16 protein-coding genes are annotated in these 20,532 nt (G+C 66.6%); 7 read left to right on the top strand and 9 right to left on the bottom strand.

The annotated features are described in order from the left end of the window. Positions 1-52 precede the first annotated feature (52 nt). The 7 genes from IPK85_20160 to IPK85_20130 all read right to left on the bottom strand — a co-directional run bounded on the left by IPK85_20160 (position 53) and on the right by IPK85_20130 (position 8,951). Positions 53-748 (bottom strand): sulfite exporter TauE/SafE family protein, encoded by a 696-nt coding sequence (locus tag IPK85_20160; protein MBK8249690.1) that lies wholly within the window; start codon positions 746-748, stop codon positions 53-55. Positions 749-892: 144 nt separating this feature from the next. Beyond that, positions 893-1,426 carry a FixH family protein gene (locus IPK85_20155; protein MBK8249689.1) on the bottom strand — a complete coding sequence of 178 codons (534 nt, stop codon included), beginning with the start codon at positions 1,424-1,426 and terminating at the stop codon, positions 893-895. Then, positions 1,423-2,784: a cytochrome c oxidase accessory protein CcoG gene (ccoG, locus tag IPK85_20150; GenBank protein MBK8249688.1), complete on the bottom strand. Its 1,362-nt coding sequence runs from the start codon at positions 2,782-2,784 to the stop codon at positions 1,423-1,425. Before ccoG ends, IPK85_20155 begins: the two co-directional genes overlap by 4 nt. Positions 2,785-2,913: 129 nt before the next feature. Then, positions 2,914-3,462, bottom strand: a complete 549-nt coding sequence (locus IPK85_20145; GenBank protein ID MBK8249687.1) for a c-type cytochrome — start codon at positions 3,460-3,462, stop codon at positions 2,914-2,916. A gap of 43 nt (positions 3,463-3,505) precedes the next feature. Further along, positions 3,506-3,673: a cbb3-type cytochrome c oxidase subunit 3 gene (locus tag IPK85_20140; protein ID MBK8249686.1), complete on the bottom strand. Its 168-nt coding sequence runs from the start codon at positions 3,671-3,673 to the stop codon at positions 3,506-3,508. Continuing rightward, positions 3,670-5,889: a cytochrome-c oxidase, cbb3-type subunit I gene (gene ccoN / locus IPK85_20135; protein MBK8249685.1), complete on the bottom strand. Its 2,220-nt coding sequence runs from the start codon at positions 5,887-5,889 to the stop codon at positions 3,670-3,672. Before ccoN ends, IPK85_20140 begins: the two co-directional genes overlap by 4 nt. Positions 5,890-6,146: 257 nt before the next feature. Further along, positions 6,147-8,951 carry an insulinase family protein gene (locus IPK85_20130; GenBank protein ID MBK8249684.1) on the bottom strand — a complete coding sequence of 935 codons (2,805 nt, stop codon included), beginning with the start codon at positions 8,949-8,951 and terminating at the stop codon, positions 6,147-6,149. 169 nt (positions 8,952-9,120) lie between these two features. On the opposite strand from IPK85_20130, the gene IPK85_20125 reads away from it, so the two are divergent. From IPK85_20125 to IPK85_20095, 7 genes are all read left to right on the top strand, one after another. After that, complete coding sequence (locus IPK85_20125; GenBank protein MBK8249683.1) at positions 9,121-11,325, top strand: chemotaxis protein CheA; 2,205 nt, start codon at positions 9,121-9,123, stop codon at positions 11,323-11,325. Continuing rightward, positions 11,322-11,771, top strand: a complete 450-nt coding sequence (locus tag IPK85_20120; GenBank protein ID MBK8249682.1) for a chemotaxis protein CheW — start codon at positions 11,322-11,324, stop codon at positions 11,769-11,771. The genes IPK85_20125 and IPK85_20120 overlap by 4 nt, the downstream gene beginning before the upstream one ends. A gap of 2 nt (positions 11,772-11,773) precedes the next feature. After that, entirely contained in the window at positions 11,774-13,873 is a 2,100-nt protein-coding gene (locus IPK85_20115) for a PAS domain-containing protein (protein MBK8249681.1), read from the top strand. A gap of 98 nt (positions 13,874-13,971) precedes the next feature. Continuing rightward, positions 13,972-15,186, top strand: coding sequence for an MFS transporter (locus IPK85_20110; protein ID MBK8249680.1), 1,215 nt, complete (start codon positions 13,972-13,974; stop codon positions 15,184-15,186). A gap of 87 nt (positions 15,187-15,273) precedes the next feature. After that, entirely contained in the window at positions 15,274-15,642 is a 369-nt protein-coding gene (locus tag IPK85_20105; protein ID MBK8249679.1) for a response regulator, read from the top strand. 20 nt (positions 15,643-15,662) lie between these two features. After that, positions 15,663-16,709: a chemotaxis response regulator protein-glutamate methylesterase gene (locus tag IPK85_20100; protein ID MBK8249678.1), complete on the top strand. Its 1,047-nt coding sequence runs from the start codon at positions 15,663-15,665 to the stop codon at positions 16,707-16,709. Beyond that, the gene (locus IPK85_20095) at positions 16,706-17,569 is read left to right on the top strand and encodes a protein-glutamate O-methyltransferase CheR (protein MBK8249677.1); all 864 of its coding nucleotides are present in this window, start codon (positions 16,706-16,708) and stop codon (positions 17,567-17,569) included. Before IPK85_20100 ends, IPK85_20095 begins: the two co-directional genes overlap by 4 nt. 74 nt (positions 17,570-17,643) lie before the next feature. Here IPK85_20095 and IPK85_20090 read toward each other — a convergent pair whose 3' ends face one another. Continuing rightward, positions 17,644-19,245: an Ig-like domain-containing protein gene (locus IPK85_20090; protein ID MBK8249676.1), complete on the bottom strand. Its 1,602-nt coding sequence runs from the start codon at positions 19,243-19,245 to the stop codon at positions 17,644-17,646. 203 nt (positions 19,246-19,448) lie between these two features. Beyond that, complete coding sequence (locus IPK85_20085; protein MBK8249675.1) at positions 19,449-20,414, bottom strand: homoserine kinase; 966 nt, start codon at positions 20,412-20,414, stop codon at positions 19,449-19,451. Positions 20,415-20,532 lie beyond the last annotated feature (118 nt).

The raw sequence follows: 20,532 nt of genomic DNA, 5'->3' as shown, positions 1-20,532 counted from the left end.
TGAAGCACGAGCGGTACGAGCAGCACGGGGGGCACGGGCGTGGTCGTGCGGGTCATCGGTGGGCGTGCGCTGGGGCGGCCGCCGTGTGGCCGGTGTGCAGGGACGTTGCGAGCCGGCCGCTGATCGAGAGGGCACCGATGAGCATCACGACTACGGCGGTTACCATCGGGAGGCGCGGGCGCAGAGGTCCGGCCAGGCGCTGCAGGCCGAGTCCGACGGTGGCCATGGCGGGGAGGGTGCCAGCCCAGAACGTGGCCATCACCACGAGCGCTCCGGGGACCGACCCGGTGCCAGCGGCAGTGACGGCGAAGGCGTACAGCCATCCACACGGGAGCAGGGCGGACAGGACGCCAATCGTTCCAGCTCGCACCGTGGGCGAGGCGTCACGGGTGCGGGCGAGCAGGGGAGCGAGCAGCCGCTGGCCGAACCGCGTGGTGCCTAACGGCACTCGTATGCCGAGTGCCTTGAGCAGGAGCGTGGTGCCCCAGGCGAGGAGCAATGCACCGGAGAGGATCGCGGCGCCGCGGGAGATGCCGACGAGGAGCGCCGCGTTCTCGACCCCGGCGCCGAGGAGGCCGGCAAGGGTCCCGACGATCAGGTACGAGACGAGACGTCCGCCGTTGTAGGCCACGTGTGACAACGGCCCCCGCTCTTCACCGGCATACAGGCACACAAATCCCCCGCACATCGCCGCACAGTGCGCGGAGCCGAGCAGGCTCGCGATGAAGATGGGGATGAGGGGGGGCATGGGGGAGGGGAATCAGTCAGACGGCAGACGGTGGACGGGAGATGGTTAGGTGGCAGCGAAGTCACACGGCAGACGTCGCCCACGGCTCAGACGACGGACCCAGACGGGCTCGTTAGAGTGCGTGGCGTGGGGCCGGTAACTGGCCTAGCGCGCCTGTATCCGAAGCGACTGGGTGAAGCGCTCATCGCCCCGAGTGGCACGCACGCGGACTTCCCACTCGCCGGGACGGTGCGCGTCGAGGGCGGCGGCGTATCGACCAGCCCCCACGGCCGTGAGCACGGCTTCATAGCGCTGGGACGCGCGTGCATTGTGCATGGCTTCCACCGATACGATGGCGTCCGTGAGGGGCGTCCCTCCGGCGCCGACCAGCGATACCGACACGCGGCCCGGGGTGCCGGGTGCGGCGAGGGTCAACGCGCCGCTGGCGGCCCAGCCTAACGAGGCATTCGTCCGGGCCTGCGCCATCGTGGCGTCCCACGTCACGGCCTTCTGGTAGTAGTCTGGCTCGACGGCAAAGGCGGGATCCGCCTTGGCGATGAACATCACGAGGATGTTCGCTCCGGCCGACAGCAGCAGGGCCATGGCAACGCCGATGGGCCAGCCATACCGGCGGGCAAAGGACGCCTGGCCCTGGTCGCCTGGGTGGGCGCCCGTGGGACGGACAGTGGTCGTGGTCACTTGGGCGTGGGTTGAGGGGAACCCGAGTTTGGGCCAAGGAGCTGGTAGGAGAACTCCTGCGTGTACTCTGCCCCGTCGGAAATGGTGAGCTTGAGTTCGTGTTGCCCGTTGGTGAAGGCCTCCCGGGGGAGGAGAACGAAGAGGCTCGTCGTCTCGGTGTGGTTGTTCCTGACGGACAGTGGATTGACCGGGATGATGACCTGGCCGCCGTCGACGCCGGCCACGCGAATGTCGTACCGCCGCTCCGTGCCCGAGCGGTTGGCGATCCGCAGGCGCACCTGGTTGCGAATGCGGCCGTCGGCTTCCTCGATGAACGGGGCATCGAGAGAGCGGAGCAGGGTGATGTCGGCGGTGTCCTTGGTGCTGAGCTGCCAGCTGAAGATGCCGATGAGTGCCGCGAGCGCTACCGGGTACGCGACGGTCCGCGGGCGGATGACATGCTTGGCGTCGCCGCTGAGGATCTCGCGCGAGGTGTACCGGATGAGGCCACGTGGCTGGTGCACCGAGTCCATGATCTGGTCGCAGGCATCGATGCACTGCGTGCAGTGGATGCACTCCATCTGCAGGCCGTCCCGGATGTCGATCCCCGTGGGGCAGGTCTGCACGCAGGCGCCGCAATCGATGCAGGCCCCCGCGCCGGTGCGGTCCTTCCCCTTCATCCGCGGCTCACCGCGGTTGTAGTCGTAGGCGACGATGAGGGATGACTTGTCGAGCAGGACCGACTGCCAGCGTCCGTACGGGCAGGCGATGGTGCAGGTCTGCTCGCGGAAGTACGCGAAGTCGAGGAAGACCAGGACGCTCGTGACGCCCATGATGGCGAACGACGACGGGTGCTCGATCGGCGAGCGGGTCACCCAGACCTTGAGCGCGTCCACCCCGACGAAGTACGCGAGGAATGTGTGCGCGAGGACCAGAGCCAGCACGAAGTACACCGCGTACTTGAGGAGGCGCCTCGGATGCAGGTGGCCACCCGATTTGTCGATGTTCATCGACCCGACGCGGCCCCCTTCGATCAGGCGCTCCAGCGGGCGAAAGAGGTACTCCATCCAGACCGTCTGCGGGCATCCCCAGCCACACCACACGCGCCCAAACAACGCCGTGAAGGTGAACACCAGGAGGATCAGGATCCCGAGCAACAGCATGAAGAGCAGGGTGTCCGTCGGCAGAAACGTGTAGCCGAAGAACGTGAACTCACGGTGCGGCGCGTCGAGCAGGATGATCGGCTTCCCGTTCATCCGCAGGTGCGGGATCGCGAGGTACACGATCATCAGCACATATGCGACGGCACGGCGGCGGGTGAACCAGTTGCCGTCGCTCGGCTTGGGACGGATCCACCGCCGGGATCCGTCCTCGTTCATCGTGGGAAGGACGCGGCCCTTCGCCTTGGGTGCGACGGACACGCTACAACCCGAAAGAGTGTGAGACGAACGACACTGGGCCCCGGCTTTCGCCGGGGAACGTCAACCGACCCGCTGGTTCGTCGTGCCTCACGGGACGACAGTGCCTTCGGCGGCCTTCCCGCCGGGGACGTTGGTGTTCCGCATCGAGTTCACGTACACCGTCACCGCGTCGATCTGATCGGGCTTGAGCAGCGTGCCCCAAGGGGGCATCCCCTTGGCGATGACCCCTTCGGTGATCGTCTTGTGCATCTCCATCAGGGTGCCGCCGTGAATCCAGGCGTTGTCCGTGAGGTTGGGCCCGATCATCCCGCCGCCATCCGCCTTGTGGCACGATACGCAGTTCACCGTATAGACCGCCTTGCCGGCCTCGATCACCTGTGCGTTTGTCGCCATCGCGGCGAGTTCGTCTGGCGAGCTGAATTCCACGGGCGGGGGGGCCGCTGCCTTCGCAGCGGCGACCTCGGCCTCGTATTGGGCGATGCGCTCAGGGCCGCTGCCGACGCCAATGTTGAAGGTGTACAGGACCGAAAAGACGATCGTGGCCCAGAAGAGGATCACCCACCAACGCGGGAGGGGGTTGTCGTACTCCTGAATGCCGTCGTACTGGTGTTCGATGAGACGATTATTGTCGGCCATCGGAAGATGAAGGAAAGAGGTCAGGGGTCGGCGAAGCGGGGCGCTAGTCGTCCTTCAGCGGCAGCATGCGATCGGCGTCTTCGTACCGCGCCCGATTGCGGCGGGAGAACGTCCGCCAGACAATCGCCCCGAAGGCGGCCATGAACGCGATGAGCGCGACCTGGGCGTACCGGTCGAGGTTGGCCGCGCTCATCAGTTCGGTGAGGCTCATGGTTGCCCCCCGGCCTTCGCCGCTGTGGCGACACCCGGGGCCGCCTTGATGTCCTTTCCGAGACGCTGCATGTACGCGATGATCGCCGTGACTTCCTTGGTCTCCATCCCGCTCGGGCCGCCGGTCGCCGCCAGATCCGCCGCGATCTCACGCGCTTGCTGACGGGCCAGTTCCGGCGCCGTGTTGACCGCATCGCCGTAGGGGACGCCCAACATCAACATGGCATCGATCTTCTTCTGGATGCCCGGGAAGTCGATGTCGCTCGTCGCGAAGTGCGGATACGCCGGCATGATCGACCGCGGGTTGATCTCCCGCGGGTTCTCGAAGTGCCGCAGGTGCCACAGGTTGCTCTTGAGCCCACCCTCGCGAGCGAGATCCGGACCAATGCGACGTGATCCCCACAGGAACGGATGGTCGTAGACGGACTCGCCCGGCTTGGAGTACTCGCCGTAGCGCTCGGTCTCAAACCGCAAGGGACGGATCATCTGCGAATGGCAGTTGAAGCACCCTTCACGGATATAGATGTCGCGTCCGGCGAGCTCGAGCGGCGTATAGGGCTTGACCGAGGCGATCGTCGGGACGTTCGACTTGATCAGGAAGGTCGGGATGATCTCGAAGAGTGACGCGACAATCACCGCCACGGCGACGAGCACGGTGAACACCACCGGGGTGCGCTCCCACGCCCGGTGGAAGGTCATGGCGACAAACCGCCCCCACGCCGTCGCAGGGACATCAACCCCAGGTCGGAGTGGCTCAGGAACGAATTCCTTCGAGAGGGCAGGCGCCTGGACCGTCGTCACGGCATACGTCGCCGCACGGCGCTTCCACGTCATCCAGATGTTCCAGGCAAAGACGCACATGCCAACCAAATACAGTGTGCCGCCAACAACCCGCGTCCAGTACATCGGGATCAGGCGGGCGACGGTCTCCACAAAGTCGGGGTACTGCAGACGACCCGTCTCGTCAAAGGCGCGCCACATGAGCCCCTGCGTGACGCCGGCACTGTAGATAGACACGATGTACAGCAGGATGCCAACGGTCGCGATCCAGAAGTGCCACTCTGCCAGCTTCTTGCTGTACAACTCGGTTTGGAAGAGGCGAGGCGCGAGCCAATAGATCATGGCGAACGTCAGGAAGCCGTTCCAGGTCAAGGCCCCGGAGTGCACGTGCGCGATCGTCCAGTCCGTGTAGTGCGAGAGGGAGTTGACGCTCTTTACCGAGAGCATCGGCCCCTCGAACGTGGACATGCCGTACCCGGTGATGGCAATGACCAGGAACTTGAGGATCGGGTCGTCCACCACCTTGTGCCACCCGCCGCGCAGCGTGAGGAGCCCGTTGATCATGCCGCCCCAGCTCGGCGCCCACAACATCACCGAGAACAACATGCCCAGGGTCGACGCCCACTCCGGCAATGCCGTGTAGTGGAGGTGATGCGGACCGGCCCAGATGTACATGAAAACGATCGTCCAGAAGTGAATGATCGAGAGCCTGTAGCTGAACACCGGCCCCTCTGCGGCCTTCGGCATGAAGTAGTACATCAAGCCGAGGAATGGCGTGGTGAGGAAGAACGCCACGGCGTTGTGCCCATACCACCACTGCATGAAGGCGTCCTGCACGCCGGCGTACAGGCTGTAGCTCTTGAACAGCCCGGCCGGCACCGCGAGGTTGTTGAAGATGTGCAGGATCGCGACGGTCACGATCGAGGCGATGTAGAACCAGATCGCCACGTAGATGTGGCGTTCGCGTCGCCTGACCAGGGTGCCGATGAAGTTGATGGCGAAGATCACCCAGACCACGGCGATCATGATGTCGATCGGCCACTCCAGTTCGGCGTACTCCTTGGCCTGCGTGAAGCCGAGGGGCAGGGTAACGGCCGCCGCTACGATGATAAGCTGCCACCCCCAGAAGTGCGCGCGGCTCAACCCGTCGGAGAACATGCGAGCCTTGAGCAGCCGCTGCGTGGAGTAATAGATGCCGGTGAAGATCGCGTTTCCGGCGAACGCGAAGATCACCGCATTGGTGTGCAGGGGACGCAGCCGTCCAAAGGAGTGCCAAGGGGCGAAGTTCAGGGCAGGCCAGGCCAATTGGATGGCGATGATGACACCAACCAACATCCCGACCGCGCCCCACAGGATCGTGACCCAAAGGAATTTCCTGACGATGTCATCGTCATACGAGAACGTCTCCATACGTCCCGTGGCTTGCGCGTCAGCCATGTCGTGCCATGCCTGTTTGGGGGTGTGAGTCAACACAACGGGCTGGATCCCCTCAGGGAATCCTGCCGGATGTGGCCGAATGTCGGCGACTCTCCCTTCGCGCGCGGTCAGGCGGAGACGGAGCGTGTGAAGGGGAAACCCTGACAGGGCAAGGCCAGCCGCAGCCCGTAGGCGCCCGGTCGGTTGATGGATCCCACGCAGAGCCGTGCCACCTTGGAGGCCCCCGGCGAACGCCGGGGCCTGGCGTCGTTCGACTCCTACTTGGCCACCGGCTCAGGCAGAAGGACGAATCGCGCCACGTTTCCGCTGGACAGGTATCGCCGCGCCGCCTGCTGGACCTGGGCAGGAGTGAGCGCCCGGATGAAGTCGCTGTACCGGAGGATGTTTTCCAGCTCCTCGCCGTTCTCGACACGGGCGGCCAGGTTCGCGAGCCAGTAGCTGTTCTCGCGAAGGCTCACTTCCTGCGCGCGCTGCTGCTGCTCACGGATCTTGGCGATGTCTGCGTCGGTGATCGTTCCATCGAGGGTTTGAGCGATCACCAACTGGATGGCCGCGTACAGTGAGTCCGCCCGGGCTGGCGCCGACCCGAACTGGATCGAGATGGAAAACTCCTCGCGCGGCACCCGTTGCAGGCCGCCGGAGACCGAGACCGAGTACGTTCCGCCGAGCGCCTCACGCAGCTGCTCGAGCAGCCGCATTTCGAGATACTCGGTCAACGAACGGAGCGCGTGTCGCTCGGCCGGGGAGAACATCGCCGGCCCCTGGTAAACGACCAACGTTTGCGCCTTGGGCTCCACTCCCTTGCGGACCACCTTGGTAAGCTCGCCTTTCGGGGCCAGGACGCCGACGTCCTTCCACGTCTCCTTGCGATTGGTTGCCGGCAAGGTGGCCAGCCACTGCTCCACCAGGGGCCGCACCTGGGCGAGGCTGAACGCCCCGACCACCACGAAGGTGTAGTCCGAGAAGTCCGCAAACCGATCGCGGTAGATCTCGATCGCTCGGTTGAAGTCCACCTGGCGAAGGAATGCCACGTTGGTGGGCTGTACCCGCGGGTGGTGCTGCGCGAGTGTCAGCTGGATGGTGTCCGAGAAGGCCGCCTCGGGAGAGGTGCCGCGGTTGGCGAGGAAGGGCTCCACCTGCGCGCGAAACGCGGCGAAGGCGGCGGAGTCGCGGCGCGGCGCGGTCAGGCGCGCATGGGTGAGTTCAAACAACGTCGCGAGGTCCTTGGGCGATGCAGCGCCAGAAACTCCTTCTGACTCCCCATCAATAGAAGTACTGGCTTGGGCCTGCACGCCGGCAAGCTTCTTGGAAAGCGCAATCGCATCGAAGGTGCTCACGCCGCCGCGCTCGACGATGGTCGTGGCAAGGGCGGCGCTGGGCAGGTCGCGATCCGGGATCAGCGACGTGCCACCGGGACTCCATCCGCGCAAGATCACCTCGTCCGCCTTGAAGTCGGTCGGCTTGAGGAGGACGCGGATCCCGTTGGACAACGTCCACTCGGTCACGCCGATCGCCGCGATCGTCCGCTCGTTGGTGATGCGTCCGGGGGTTGGGCGGGAGGGGACCAGGGCGCCCTCGCCGACTTCCTCGGTCCAGGCGATCACGGGGGTGCGTTCTGCCTCGGCAAAGGTGCTCAGCAGGGCGTCTTTGGTGGGCAGCGCGGCGCTGTCTCGCGCCGGCGCAGACAAGACAACCACGCGGTTGGAGTCGGTGATCAACCGACGCCCCACCTGGTTCACCTCGTCGAGGCGGATCCCCGGCAGCAGCTCCTTGACCGTGCGGAACTCCCAGTCGATGCCCGGCGATGGTTCGCCCGTCAGGAAGTGATCGACGTACTCGCCCGTGAACTCCGCGCTTTCCGTCGTGGCGCGGTCGTCGAACGCACTCTCGTAGCTGCGGAGCGTTGCCGCGCGCACGCGCGCCAACTCACTCTCGAGAAAGCCATGTTCGCGGACGCGACGCGCCTCGGCCAGCACGGCCAGCAACCCCTCACGCGTGCGGCCGTCCTTGGCCACCGCATTCAATTGATAGGCATCGGTGCCGCGAACAAAGCTGCCGTATCCCGAGGACGCCACCGAGAACGGCGCCTGTCCGCGACGGGAGAGCTCGCCGAGCCTGGCGTTGAACATCGCGTTGTAGAGCCCCTCGACGAGCGAGCGCCGATAGTCGGCGCGCGTGCGCAGGCGTGACGGGGCGTGCTTGAACAACACGCCGACACTCGCCACTTGCTCCTCGGCATCCGTGGCAATGGAGACGAGTGGGGCCGCGTTCGCCGGGACCGGTGTCGCGGGACGTGGACGCGGACGCGCGGGATTCCGCAATCGGCCGAAGCGGGCGCGGATCAAGCGTTCGATGCGCGCGGGGTCCGCGTCCCCAACGGCGACGACGGCCATGAGGTTGGGCCGATACCAGTCGCGATAGAACCGCTTGAGGGGGGCGGGGTTTGCGCCGCGCAGGATCTCCGGCAGCCCGATGGGGAGTCGATCGGCGTACCTGGAGCCCTGGAAGATCACAGGGAATTGCTGGTCCCTGATCCGCGAGTCCGCGCCGAGTCCCCCGCGCCACTCTTCGAGGACGACGCCACGTTCTGCGACGACCTCGAGGGAGTCGAAGGTGGCGGCAGAGGCCCAGTCTTCGAGGATGTCAAAGGCCCGCTCGACCAGTCCGGGTTTGTCCGTGGGCACCGGCAGGATGTACATCGTCTCATCAAAGCCGGTCTGGGCATTGAGGTCTGCGCCGAATCGCACGCCGATCGACTCGAGGTAGGAGACGATGTCGTTCTTCTTGAAGCGTCGGGTGCCGTTGAAGAGCATGTGCTCGACAAAGTGCGCCATGCCGCGCTGGTCGTCGTCTTCGAGCACCGAGCCGGCGTTGACGACGAGGCGGAGTTCGAGGCGCTTTTCGGGGCGACTGTTCTTCCGGATGTAGTACCGGAGCCCGTTGGGCAGCGTGCCCACGCGGACCGCTGGGTCCATGGGGAGCGCCGTTGGGCGCGCCTGGGCGCTGAGTGCGGTCGCGGCGAGCACCGCGACGAGCGGGAACGTGCGGCGAAGAATGAACATGCTCCAAGCTAAGTCACCGGGGGACGCGTCGGGGAGCCCCTGACGGTTGTAGGGAATGCACGGACACCGGCGTTGGATGTCCACCGATCTTGGGAATACCTAACGAACACAAGCCTTTACTCAGCTACCAATGAGCCGACACTGGGAGTGTCTCACTCTCCCCGCCCCAATGGATGACCTCCTCCGGGATTTTCTCACCGAGAGCAACGAAGGGCTGAACCAGCTCGACCGCGACATCGTCGACCTCGAGCGACAGCCGGAGTCGGCCGAGCTGATCAATCGGATCTTCCGCGCAATCCACACGATTAAGGGAACTTGCGGCTTCCTCGACCTGGTCCGCCTCGAACGGGTGGCGCATGCCACCGAGAGCGTGCTCGTGCTGGTCCGGGAGCGTAAGCTGGCCGTGTCGCGGCCGGTTATCGATGATGTGCTCGCCGGTGTGGACGCCATCAAGGCCGTCTTGCAAGTCATCGAGGCCACGGAACATGAGCCGGCGGGAAACGATGACGAGGTGATCGTGCGACTGAACGCGCGAGTCCCCGGGAACGCACCCGCCCCAGCCGAGGCCACCTCCGCGGCCGGGACCATCGAGCTGTTCGAGACGGGCGAGGTGATCGCCGTTCATGCACGTGCGGTGGCCGCAGCCGAGGAGTCGGCCGCGCCAGCGCCTGCGACGGCCGCCCTCCCAGAGGCGCGACCAGCCGGGGAACCCGCGTCGGAGTCAAAGCCGGCAGTCGCCGATTCGTCCCTGCGCGTGAATGTCGTGCTCCTCGACAAGCTCATGAACCTGGTCGGCGAGCTCGTGCTCGGCCGCAACCAACTCATCCAGCTGACGGCGGGCCAGGAAGGCTCGGTCTTCGAGGCCCCGGTTCAGCACCTCAATCGTGTCACCACGGACCTGCAGGAAGCGGTGATGAAGACCCGCATGCAGCCGGTAGGGGCCGCCTGGGGCAAACTGCCGCGCCTGGTCCGCGACCTCGCGGCCGCTTCCGGCAAGCAGATCGAACTCGTGATGAGCGGCGCCGAAACGGAGCTCGATCGGCAGATCCTCCAGGCCATCCAGGATCCGTTGACCCACATGGTGCGGAACTCCGCGGATCACGGCATCGAGGCGCCCGACGTTCGTGTAGCCAACGGCAAGGGACGAGCCGGCACCATCCACTTGAACGCCTTTCACGAGGGTGGCCACGTCATCCTCGAGATTCGCGACGATGGGGCCGGGATCAATGTCGATCGGGTCCGCCAGAAGGCCGTCGAGCGAGGCCTGGTGAAGGCGGATGCCGCGGCGGCGCTCTCCGAGCAGCAGGTGCTGCGTTTCATCTTTGAACCAGGGTTCTCCACTGCCGCGCAGGTGACGAACGTCAGTGGGCGCGGCGTGGGGATGGATGTCGTGCGCAGCAACATCGAGCGCATCGGGGGCGCCGTCGAGCTGGCGTCGCGGGTGGGTGAGGGCGCCACGGTGCGCATCAAGATTCCGCTGACCCTCGCCATCGTCTCGGCCCTCGTGGTCACCGCCGGCTCCCAGGTGTTTGCCATCCCGCAGATCGGGGTGGTGGAGCTGGTGCGCGTGACGGAGGAGCAGCAGGGGCGCGTGCAGGAGATGCACGGGACGCGCTTCTATCGGCTGCGCGATACCCTGTTGCCACTGGTGGACCTCTCCGCCCTCCTCGCGCTCAATCATGCGGCGCGCACCACGGAGGCCAACATCGTGGTGTGCCAGGTCGGGGCCCTGCGCTTCGGCCTCGTAGTTGACGACGTCTACGACACGCAGGAAATCGTTGTCAAGCCGATGGGCCGCCTGGTGAAGCACGTGACCGTGTATTCCGGGTGCACAATCCTCGGCGACGGACGGGTCATCATGATCCTTGATCCCGCCGGCATCGCAGCGACGGCCATGCCCTCAGGGCAATCGGAGCGAACGCGTGAAGGCGAGACGCACGCGGCCGCCGCAGGCGCGGGCGAGCGCGAGAGTGTGCTGCTCTTTGACGCCGGCTTTGCAGCGTTGCAGGCGGTTCCCCTGCGCCAGGTCGCGCGCCTCGAGGAGTTCACGAGCGCGCAACTCGAGGAGGCGGATGGGCGCCTGCTGGTCCAGTATCGCGGCGCCCTCCTGCCGGTCATTCCGGCGAATCCTGCGATGGACGTCCGGGCGCGCGACCCACGCCCCGTCGTGGTGCTCGGGAGGGACGGCCAGGCGATGGGACTCGCCGTCGATGAGATCCGCGACATCGTCGAGGAACACCTCAAGCTGGAGGCCGTCGCGCGACGTCCAGGCGTGCGCGGCGTCGGAGTGATCGGCGGGAGGGCGACCGAGGTCATCGACACGGGGCATTTCCTCGCCGCGGCGGGCCACGCGAATCAGGAGGAGCCGGCATGACCCAGACGGGCATCAGAGAGTTTGTCACTTTCCGCGTGGACGGACAGTGGCTCGGCGTCCCGGTCGCCACGGTGCAGGAGGTCCTGCTCGCCCAACGCATGGCGGTGGTCCCTCTCGCCCCGGCAGAAGTCGCGGGATTCCTCAACCTGCGCGGCCAGATTGTGACGGCGCTCGACTTGCGCACCCGGCTGGACATGCCGGGCGAGCCCCGGCTGGCGGATGCGATGAACGTTGTCGTGCGCCACGACGGTGAGTTGTTCTCCCTGCTCGTTGACGACGTGGGTGACGTCCTCGCCATCGACGCGGAGCAACTCGAACCCGTCCCGCTCACCCTGGACGCCGGGTGGCGCGCGGTCAGCTCCGGCATCGTGCGTCGCGACACGAATCTGCTTGCGGTACTCGACGTTGGGGCCCTGCTGCGCCTCGATACTCTCGCTACAACCTGATCATGACTACCATGACCCGAGGCCGCGACGACGTGGCCCTCCTCCGTGGCTCCCTCGCTGCGCTTGCGCCGCGCGGGGAGGAGTTGACCGCGACGTTCTATCGCCTCCTGTTCGAGCGATACCCGGCGGTGAAGCCACTGTTTGCGCATGTCGACCTGGGCGAGCAGCAGAAGAAGCTGCTGCAGTCGATCGCCGTGGTGGTAGCGAATGCGGACCGCCCGAAACGCCTGGCCGGGGTCGCCCGCGCCCTGGGCGCGCGCCACGTCGCCTATGGCGCAGAACCCGCGCACTACGACGCAGTGGGTGAGTGCCTCATCGCCGCGCTCCGCGCTGTTGCTGGTCCGCTGTGGACCCGTGCCCTCGAGGGCGCGTGGACCCGAGCCTACACCCTTGTTGCGCGCCACGCGATCGCGGGCGCACAGGCTGTCTCCCCAGTCACTCCTCGCGCCAACCCTCCCATGTCCAGCACCGCCACTCGCCGCTCGCGTGCATCCGCCGCCCCCGTCCTCGCCTCGTTCCCGACCCCCGTGGAGTCGCCGATCCTGCGCGATGGTCGGCTGCTCTACAACGCCCTGGATGGCCTCGGCACGAACATCTTTGTGGCCGACGCCCAGTTCAATCTGGTCTACATGAACAAGCGGGCGGAGACGACCCTGCGCTCGATGGAAGAGGTGGTGCGGCAGCTGTACGGGATCGGCGTGGATGAGCTGGTCGGTGGGTCGATCGACCGCTTCCATCCCGGCGAGCTGCGGCAGCGCGTCCGTAGTGTGCTGTCTGACCCTCGCAACCTGCCGTACAACCGGGTCATCACGGTGGGGCCCCGCAAGCTCGACCTCAACGTGAATGGGGTCGTCAAGGATGGGGCCCTCGAGGCGTACATCGTCAACTGGGAGGACGTGACGGAACGTGAGCGTGCCCGGGCGGACGCCATGCGCCTGCAGAACATGATGGACAACGTCAACATCAACGTCATGATGGCGGATCGTGACCTCACCCTGGTCTACGTCAACCCCGCGTCCATCCAGACCCTGCGCAAGTTGCAGCAGTACCTGCCGGTGCCTGCTGACCAGATCCTGGGCCAGAAGATCGACATCTTCCACAAGCGGCCGGAACACCAGCGCCAGATCCTGTCGTCGGACAAGAACCTGCCGCGCCAGGCCAAGATCAAGCTGGGGCCGGAGACGCTGGACCTCAACGTCGTCCCCATCCTGGATGGCAGCAAGCAGTACATCGGCGCGATGGTCACCTGGTCTGTGGTGACGGATCGCGTGGCCCTGGCGGACGACTTCGAGCGCGACGTGCAAGCCGTGGTGAACATCGTCTCCTCGTCCTCAACGGAACTCGAGGCGTCGTCGCAGAGCATGGCGGCCGCCGCGGAAGAGACCACCCGGCAATCGCAGGTCGTCGCGGCGGCGTCCGAGCAGGCGACGCGCAACGTGCAGACGGTGGCGGCCTCGGCCGAGGAGCTCACGGCAAGCATTCGCGAGATCGCCTCGCGAGTCCAGGAGGCGTCGCAGATCTCCCAGGTGGCGGTGCGGCAAGCCGCGTCCACGACCGACACAATGGCGAAGTTGGGTCAGTCGAGCCAGGAGATCGGCCAGGTGGTGAAAGTGATCACGTCGATCGCCCAGCAGACGAACCTGCTGGCGCTCAACGCCACGATCGAGGCCGCGCGCGCCGGGGAGGCCGGAAAGGGGTTTGCGGTTGTGGCGAACGAGGTGAAGGAACTCGCGCGCCAGACGGCCAAGGCGACGGAAGAGATTGGAACGAAGATCGCGGGGGTACAGCACGACACGGGCGTCGCGGTGCAGGCGATCCGCGAGATTGCCACTGTGATCGACAAGATCAATGACATTTCGACGACGATCGCGGGTGCCGTCGAGGAGCAGAACGCGGCAACGAGCGAGATTTCCCGCAACGTGAGTGAGGCGGCACGCGGGACGTCCGATGTGAGCTACAACATCACCTCGGTCACGCAGGCCGCGTCGGAGTCCGGGCGCACGGCCGAGGGGATCAAGGTGGCGGCGGGTCAGCTGTCAACGGAGTCCGAACGCCTGGCCAGTGCCGTTGCGCAGTTTCTCCAGAAGATGCGAGCTTTCTAGCAGCCTTCGCGACGGGCGCTGCTGCCACCGCGGCGGCGCCGCCGGTCCCGGTACACGCCGGGGCCGGTCCTTCCAGATCCAACGACCCTGTCGACCCGGTGACTCCCACCTCTCCCCGCGCGCGGTTGGCGCTCGCAACCTTCCTGTGCCTGGTACCGGTGACGCTGCTCGTCCCCGGGCTGCATGAGTTGGTCGTGGTGGCGCATGGCGGGACGGAAGGTGATGCCCACGCCTTCATGACGGTGAACATGCTGGCGGGAATGATCACCGTTCCGTTGGTGATGCGCGCTCTTCGGCGCCACCCGGGGGCGGTCCAGCGCTGGGCCATGGGAGCGCTCCTGGTGGATGCGGCGGCGTTTGTGGGGATGGCATTCGCTCCCGGCCTGGCGGCGCTGTACGCGTTCCGGGTGCTGGATGGTGCCGTGCACCTACCGGCGATCACGCTCCTGATGGTGGCGAGCAACCGGTCCACCGGCGAGGGACGCGGGCGGTCGTTAGGTGCGCTGGCCACCGCGATCATGATCGGGGTGGCGATCGGGTCGCCCCTGGGCGGGCGATTGGTGGAGGTGGGGGTAAAGACCACGTACCTCACCGGGGCGGTATTGCTGGTCCTTGCCGCCGTGGTGGTGCGTCTCACGACCATGCCAGAGGCGGTCATGGCCTCCGGGTCACGGTATGCTTGGCGGCGCAGCACCCTCGCCACCTGGATCCCGCTGGCCTATGGGTTCCTCGATCGGTTTTCCATCGGCATTTACGTGTCGACGTTTACCCTGTACCTGACCAACGTGATGGGCATGAGCGCCCCGCAACGGGGCGCCCTCGTGGCCTTGTTCATGGTGCCGTTCGCGTTGCTTTGTTACCCGGCCGGGCGGCTGGCGGATCGGGTGGGCTGGTTTGCCCCGTTGCTCATTGGCAACGTGTTGTTTGGCCTCACGTTCGGGGCGTACGGGTTGGTGAGCGCGGCCTGGTTGCCCTACCTCATGCTGGCGTCGGGGGTCTTCAGTGCGCTGATGTTTGCGCCCAACCTCGTCTTGATCTCCGAACTCGCGTCGCGCGGGCATGGGGAAGGGCTGTTCGGCGCGTTCCAGGTCGCGGGATCGCTGGGGTTCCTGACCGGCCCGATCGTGGGCGGGCTCCTCGTGACCTACACACGAGGCGCGGATGGCCTGCCGGCATACCGCGCGATCTTCCTCGCCGTGGGGACCCTCGCCGCCGTGTTGTCTTTGGTAAGCTGGTTCGTGTTGCGGCGACTCGCGCGCGCGCTCGCGAATGAGCCGCGGGCCGCGATCCCGGTGTCGCTGCCGACGCACTGACACTGCAGCGCGTTCGCGAACGCGCCGATACTCCCACGGGAGAACCTGCCGACGACATCGTGTCCGGCACCCACCCCCGAGGCCGACGTGAAACGCATCCTCGTCGTCGACGACTCCGGCGCGATCCGCAAGGCGATTCGCCGCATTTTGGAACCGATGGGCTATCACGTCGAGGAGGCGGGCGACGGTGCCATCGGACTCCAACAGTGCGAAGCATCTGCCTTCGACGCCGTCCTCTGTGACATCGACATGCCGAACCTCGACGGCCTCGGCTTTCTCGGGGCCCTGCGCGCGCGCGCCGACCTCGCGCAGCCGCCGGTCATCATGTGCACCACGCACAACACGTTTGACAAGATCCAGGCCGCACTCGGCCTGGGCGCCAGCGAATACATCATGAAGCCGTTTGATGCCGAGATCATTGGCGGCAAGCTGGCCGGGTGCGGAGTCCTGCCGTGACCCTTTCCCCAATCCGCGTGATGCTCGTCGATGACAGCGCCGTGGTGCGAGGTGCCGTCGGCCGCATGGTGGATGCGGCTCCCGACATGCGTATCGTCACTACCGCAACCACCGGACGACAGGCCCTGGCAGCGCTGGCCCACACCCCAGTCGATGTCATCCTGCTCGATGTCGAGATGCCCGACATGGATGGGCTGACGGCACTCCCCATGTTGTTGCAACAGCAGCCCGGCGTGCAGGTGATCATGCAAAGCTCGCTGACCCTGGCCGGGGCGAGTGTCACCCTGCAGGCGCTGGCGCTCGGCGCCACCGACTTCATCACCAAGCCGACGGCGCGCGGCATGAGCGGGCTGCAGGATATCGAGCGCGAGATCGTGTCCAAGATCCGCGCCGTCGGCCGCCGGTCCGCGACCGCAGGTGCGACGCGCACCCCGCCGGCCCCGGTCGCCCCGCGGCCGCGGGCCATCCTTGGTTCGCGTGAGAGCGCGAGTCTCCAGGTCATTGCGATCGCGGCGAGCACCGGGGGGCCGAATGCCCTGGCCGATGTGCTGAAGGGGCTGCCGCGGGAGCTCACGCTCCCCGTGCTCATCACGCAACACATGCCGCCGGTGTTCACCGGACTGTTGGCGCAGCGCCTGACGCGCGATTGCGGCCGGGAGTGCGTGGAGGCAACCGAGCAGATGCCCGTACGGTCGGGGCGCGTCTACATCGCGCCGGGGGACCGGCATATGGTTGTTGCGACTCATGAGGGGGCACCCTTCCTGCGCCTCACGGAAGACCCTCCGGAGAACCACTGCCGTCCGGCGGCCGACGTGATGCTGCGCTCGGTCGCTGCGGTGTACGGCAACACGGCGTTGGCCGTTGTCCTGACCGGGATGGGAGAGGATGGGCGCCGAGGGTGTGAGATCATTCACTCGCGTGGCGGCCGTGTGATTGCGCAGGATGAAGCGAGTTCCGTGGTGTGGGGAATGCCTGGTGCGGTCGTGGCTGCCGGGCTGGCGGACTACGTGCTCCCCCTTGGCCAGATCGCCGGCAAGGTCGGGAACCTCTGCGCCGTGCCGGTATGAGTGTCACGCCCGAGGTCTACGCCTTCCTGTCTGACCTGCTGAAGAAAAACAGCGGTCTTTCCCTTGGAGCGGGCAAGGAATACTTGATTGAGGGTCGTCTCCCACCGGTGGCCACCACGTTTGGGCTGTCCGGGATCGATGCCCTTGTCCAACGGCTCCGCGGTGCGCCGGATCCGAAGCTGCTGAAGGCGGTCTGCGACGCGATGACCACGGGGGAAACGCTGTTCTTTCGGGACGGCGGACCCTTTGACGCGTTCCGTGACCGGCTGCTTCCCGAGGCGGCACAGCGTGCCCGCGCCGCGCGGCGTCCCCTGCGCCTCTGGGTGGCCGCGACGTCCACCGGCCAGGAGGTGTACTCCCTCCTGATGCTCGTGGCACAAGCTGGCGCCGTGATGGATGGGGTACGGCTCGAGCTCGTGGCGACCGACTACTGCACCGCATCGCTGGAGCGCGCGCGACAGGGGATTTACAACCAGTTCGAGGTGCAACGCGGCTTGCCGGTCCAGCTGTTGGTCAAGTACTTCCAGCCGGTTCCCCAGGGATACCAGGTCATTCCGGCCCTCCGAGACCAACCGCAATTTTCCGAGCAGAACCTCCTGCGTCCCTTCACCAACCTCGGGCTGTTCGACATTGTGTTCATTCGCAATGTCCTGATCTACTTCGACGTGCCGGACAAGGCCGACGTGCTGGGCCGCATTGCGCGTCAACTCCACCCGGGCGGTGTGGTCGTCCTCGGTGGAACCGAGAGCATCCTGGGGATTACCGACGCCCTGGCACGCCTCGAAGGCTACCCGGCACCCGTCTACTCGCGCACAGGCGATCCCGCGGTGCGCGCCGATGGCAAACGCTCGGCGGCCTGACCGCGCCCTGGCGCCCGCCGCATGACAAGAGGCCCCCGGCAGATGCCGGGGGCCTCTTGCGAACTTGCCGATCGTTAGCGGTTCTGGTAGTCCGACATCGGGCGGCAGCCGGTGGGGGCGGCCGTACCGTTGAGGTTCCAGATCTCCACGCGACGATTCCGTCCATGCTCGGCCTTCGACTTCGACGGCGAGGTGTGGTCATCATCGAGCACCAGACAGGCTTCACCGAAGCCGCGCTGGCCGCCCACGCGCGAAGCGGGGACGCCGCCACGGGCACGGGTGAGGTAGTTGTACACGGTCTGGGCGCGACGCGTGGAGAGGCGATCGTTGTAGGCGTCCGAACCGTACGGGTCCGTGTGGCCTTCGATCGACACAACCCAGCTCGAACCGGCGGGCGAGTTGAGCTGCCCGATGACCCAGTCGAGGGTGTCGCGGCCGGCGCGGGTCAGCGTGGCCTGGTTGAACGCGAAGTGCACGTCCGACAGGTTGGCGACGAGGCGCGCGGCTGGCGGCGGCGGCGGTGGTGGCGGCGGCGCGTTGCAGATCACCTGCACGGTGCCGGAACGCGTCTCATCCGCGCGGGTCATGGTCGCGGTCAGCGTGGCAGTGCCGGCGCTGACGCAGCGGTAATTGCCGTTGCTATCGACCGTGGCGACCGACGGGTTGCTCGAGGTCCACACGAGGGCACCAGTGACCGGGCGATTGTCTTCGTCGACCGCCGAGGCGCTCGCGGAGCCGCCCTGGCCGACCATGTGCGTGCCACCGCCATTGACCGTGAGCCGCCAGTCCGGGCGACGAACGGTGATCTGGTGCGTGCCGGACTGCATCACGCCGCCCATCATCCCGGAGCAGGTGATCGTCGCAGTGCCCGGGGACACGGCGGAGACGCGGCCATTCGCGTCGACCGTCGCAACGTTCGGGTTGTCGGACGAGCAGGTGTAGTTCTTCAGCTTGGACAGCGGGAAGGAAGCACCCTTGCCATCGCGGGCGGTCACCTGCAACTGCTCGACCTCACCCACCCGGTGCCGGCTCGAACCCGGGGCAACGGCGAGCGACCACACGGTCGGCGACCCCGGGCAGTTGCCGCGGATCATCGTGCCGAAGCCAGCGCGCAGGCCGAGGTTGACCGCCGTACCACCTTCGGAATTGCCATCGACAGGCGCGGCCCCGTTGAAGTTCGGCGACGGGTTGTAGTCACCCACGCCGTCCACGCGGAAGTTCCACTTGTCGTTCATGCAATACTTGATGCCGACGAGTCCGGTGACGGCATCTTCGTACTCGTTTGGCTGGACGAAGCCCGGGGTGATGGTCTTGGTGCGGCCCGAGTACTGGTTCTGCTGGTAGCCGGCACCGATGAGAAAACGGGTCTTCTCATTGAGCGGGATGCCGTACACAAGGCGCGCGGCCCAGGGGCGCAGGGTCAGCGAGGTCGTGGTCGACCCATCTTCCCAGTCGGCCTTCCCAAGCTGGCCATCCACTTCGGCCGCGAGGTTCTTGAGGAGGTACAACGCCAGGCGGCCGCCAATGGTGGGGCCGTTGGCGATGTTGAGGTCCGAATCCTGAATGGTGAACTGCCCGAACGCGCCAACCTCAAGGTTGAGGGGCCGCTGGGCTACGGCCGTCTGGGTTGCCGTCAAGGCAACCAGCGCGGCGAGGCCGGCTACGATCTTTCGCATGTAGTTCCTCTGGTGGGAGGCGGAGTGGGCGTGCCACGCGTGTCGAACGCGCAGCTCGCAGGTGAACGGGGGTCGCGCCAGAAGTAAGACTATTATAACGAGACCGGCCGTTTGTCACCACGGATTGGGGGTCTTCTGGCCTCCCTCAAGACGGTCCAACTGCTAGTGGCGTCAAGATTTGGGTCAGATCCCGATTCCGGATTCTAGCCTGCGCCTGGCGGGTTCTGGTCGACGCGGGCACCATGCGGGTCGACGCGCGCAACGCGGACGTTCACGTCAATCCCGGCCGACTCGTACGCGGCACGCACGGCGTGCGAAACGCGCTGGGCCCCGACATCGCTATCGCACGCGGCGAACATCGTCGGCCCGGCCCCGGAAATGCTCGCTCCCAAGGCCCCGGCGGCCATGGCTGCCGCCTTCGCGCCTTCAAAACCGGGAATGAGAGGACTCCTCGCCGGTTCGGCCACCTGGTCGTCCAACGCGCGCCCCAGGAGCGGGAGGTCGTCCGCGTAGAGGGCGGCGACCAGGGCGGCGACATTGGCCATCTGTCTCACCAGGAGCGCCCGATCAACCTGGGCCGGCAGCACGGCGCGCGCGTCCGCGGTCCGAAGCTCCTGGGCCGGATGTGCGATGACGAGGCGCAACCGGGTGGGGACCGGGAGCCGGACGATGTCGACCGGATCAACGGCCCGCACGAGGCAGATGCCGCCGAGCAGGGAGGGCGCAATGTTGTCCAGGTGCGCCCCCGCCACTCGGGATTCGGCCTCCAGCGCCGCCCGGATAAGGCTGTCCCGGTCGCACGGGCTGCCTAACAAGGCGTTGGTGGCGACCGCGCCAGCGACGGCCGAGGCGGCGGACCCGCCCTGTCCTCCAGCCAGAGGCAACCCCTTCCGAACCGAGAGGCCGATCGCGCGTCGCGGAAGTCGCAGGCCCCCGGCGATGGCGAGGCGAAGGACGGCGGATGCGGCGATGGCACTCGCGTGGAGCGTGGGGTCCGTCGGTAGGGCGGGGTGGCCCGGATCGAGCACCCGGACCCCATCGCCCTCGAGCCATGTCGCCGTGACACTGTCGCCCCCACCACTGATCGCGGCCCCGAGAATGTCGAGCCCGGGTCCGAAGTTGCCAATGGAACCAGGGACGTGGCACGCGGCGATTTCCATGAGCGGCATGGGCGGGTAAGAAATGGCTCGGCGGCCGGACGGCAAGAGGGAGGGACGGTGATGGCGAACGGCTGACGGCCGTCGGCCACGCGCGGGGGAACACGTGGCAGTTCGCAGCGTGCGCCCA

Source organism: Gemmatimonadota bacterium, assembly GCA_016712265.1.
Lineage (GTDB): Bacteria > Gemmatimonadota > Gemmatimonadetes > Gemmatimonadales > Gemmatimonadaceae > RBC101.
The sequence above is the reverse complement of the archived record's forward strand: the minus strand, read 5'-3'. Positions and strand labels throughout refer to the sequence as shown.

Coding starts and splice junctions, on each gene's coding strand:
- IPK85_20160 (MBK8249690.1), bottom strand. CDS start 748: ATGCCCCCCCTCATCCCCATCTTCATCGCGAGCCTGCTCGGCTCCGCG.
- ccoG (MBK8249688.1), bottom strand. CDS start 2,784: ATGAACGAGGACGGATCCCGGCGGTGGATCCGTCCCAAGCCGAGCGAC.
- IPK85_20145 (MBK8249687.1), bottom strand. CDS start 3,462: ATGGCCGACAATAATCGTCTCATCGAACACCAGTACGACGGCATTCAG.
- IPK85_20140 (MBK8249686.1), bottom strand. CDS start 3,673: ATGAGCCTCACCGAACTGATGAGCGCGGCCAACCTCGACCGGTACGCC.
- ccoN (MBK8249685.1), bottom strand. CDS start 5,889: ATGGCTGACGCGCAAGCCACGGGACGTATGGAGACGTTCTCGTATGAC.
- IPK85_20130 (MBK8249684.1), bottom strand. CDS start 8,951: ATGTTCATTCTTCGCCGCACGTTCCCGCTCGTCGCGGTGCTCGCCGCG.
- IPK85_20125 (MBK8249683.1), top strand. CDS start 9,121: ATGGATGACCTCCTCCGGGATTTTCTCACCGAGAGCAACGAAGGGCTG.
- IPK85_20120 (MBK8249682.1), top strand. CDS start 11,322: ATGACCCAGACGGGCATCAGAGAGTTTGTCACTTTCCGCGTGGACGGA.
- IPK85_20115 (MBK8249681.1), top strand. CDS start 11,774: ATGACTACCATGACCCGAGGCCGCGACGACGTGGCCCTCCTCCGTGGC.
- IPK85_20100 (MBK8249678.1), top strand. CDS start 15,663: ATGCTCGTCGATGACAGCGCCGTGGTGCGAGGTGCCGTCGGCCGCATG.
- IPK85_20095 (MBK8249677.1), top strand. CDS start 16,706: ATGAGTGTCACGCCCGAGGTCTACGCCTTCCTGTCTGACCTGCTGAAG.
- IPK85_20090 (MBK8249676.1), bottom strand. CDS start 19,245: ATGCGAAAGATCGTAGCCGGCCTCGCCGCGCTGGTTGCCTTGACGGCA.
- IPK85_20085 (MBK8249675.1), bottom strand. CDS start 20,414: ATGCCGCTCATGGAAATCGCCGCGTGCCACGTCCCTGGTTCCATTGGC.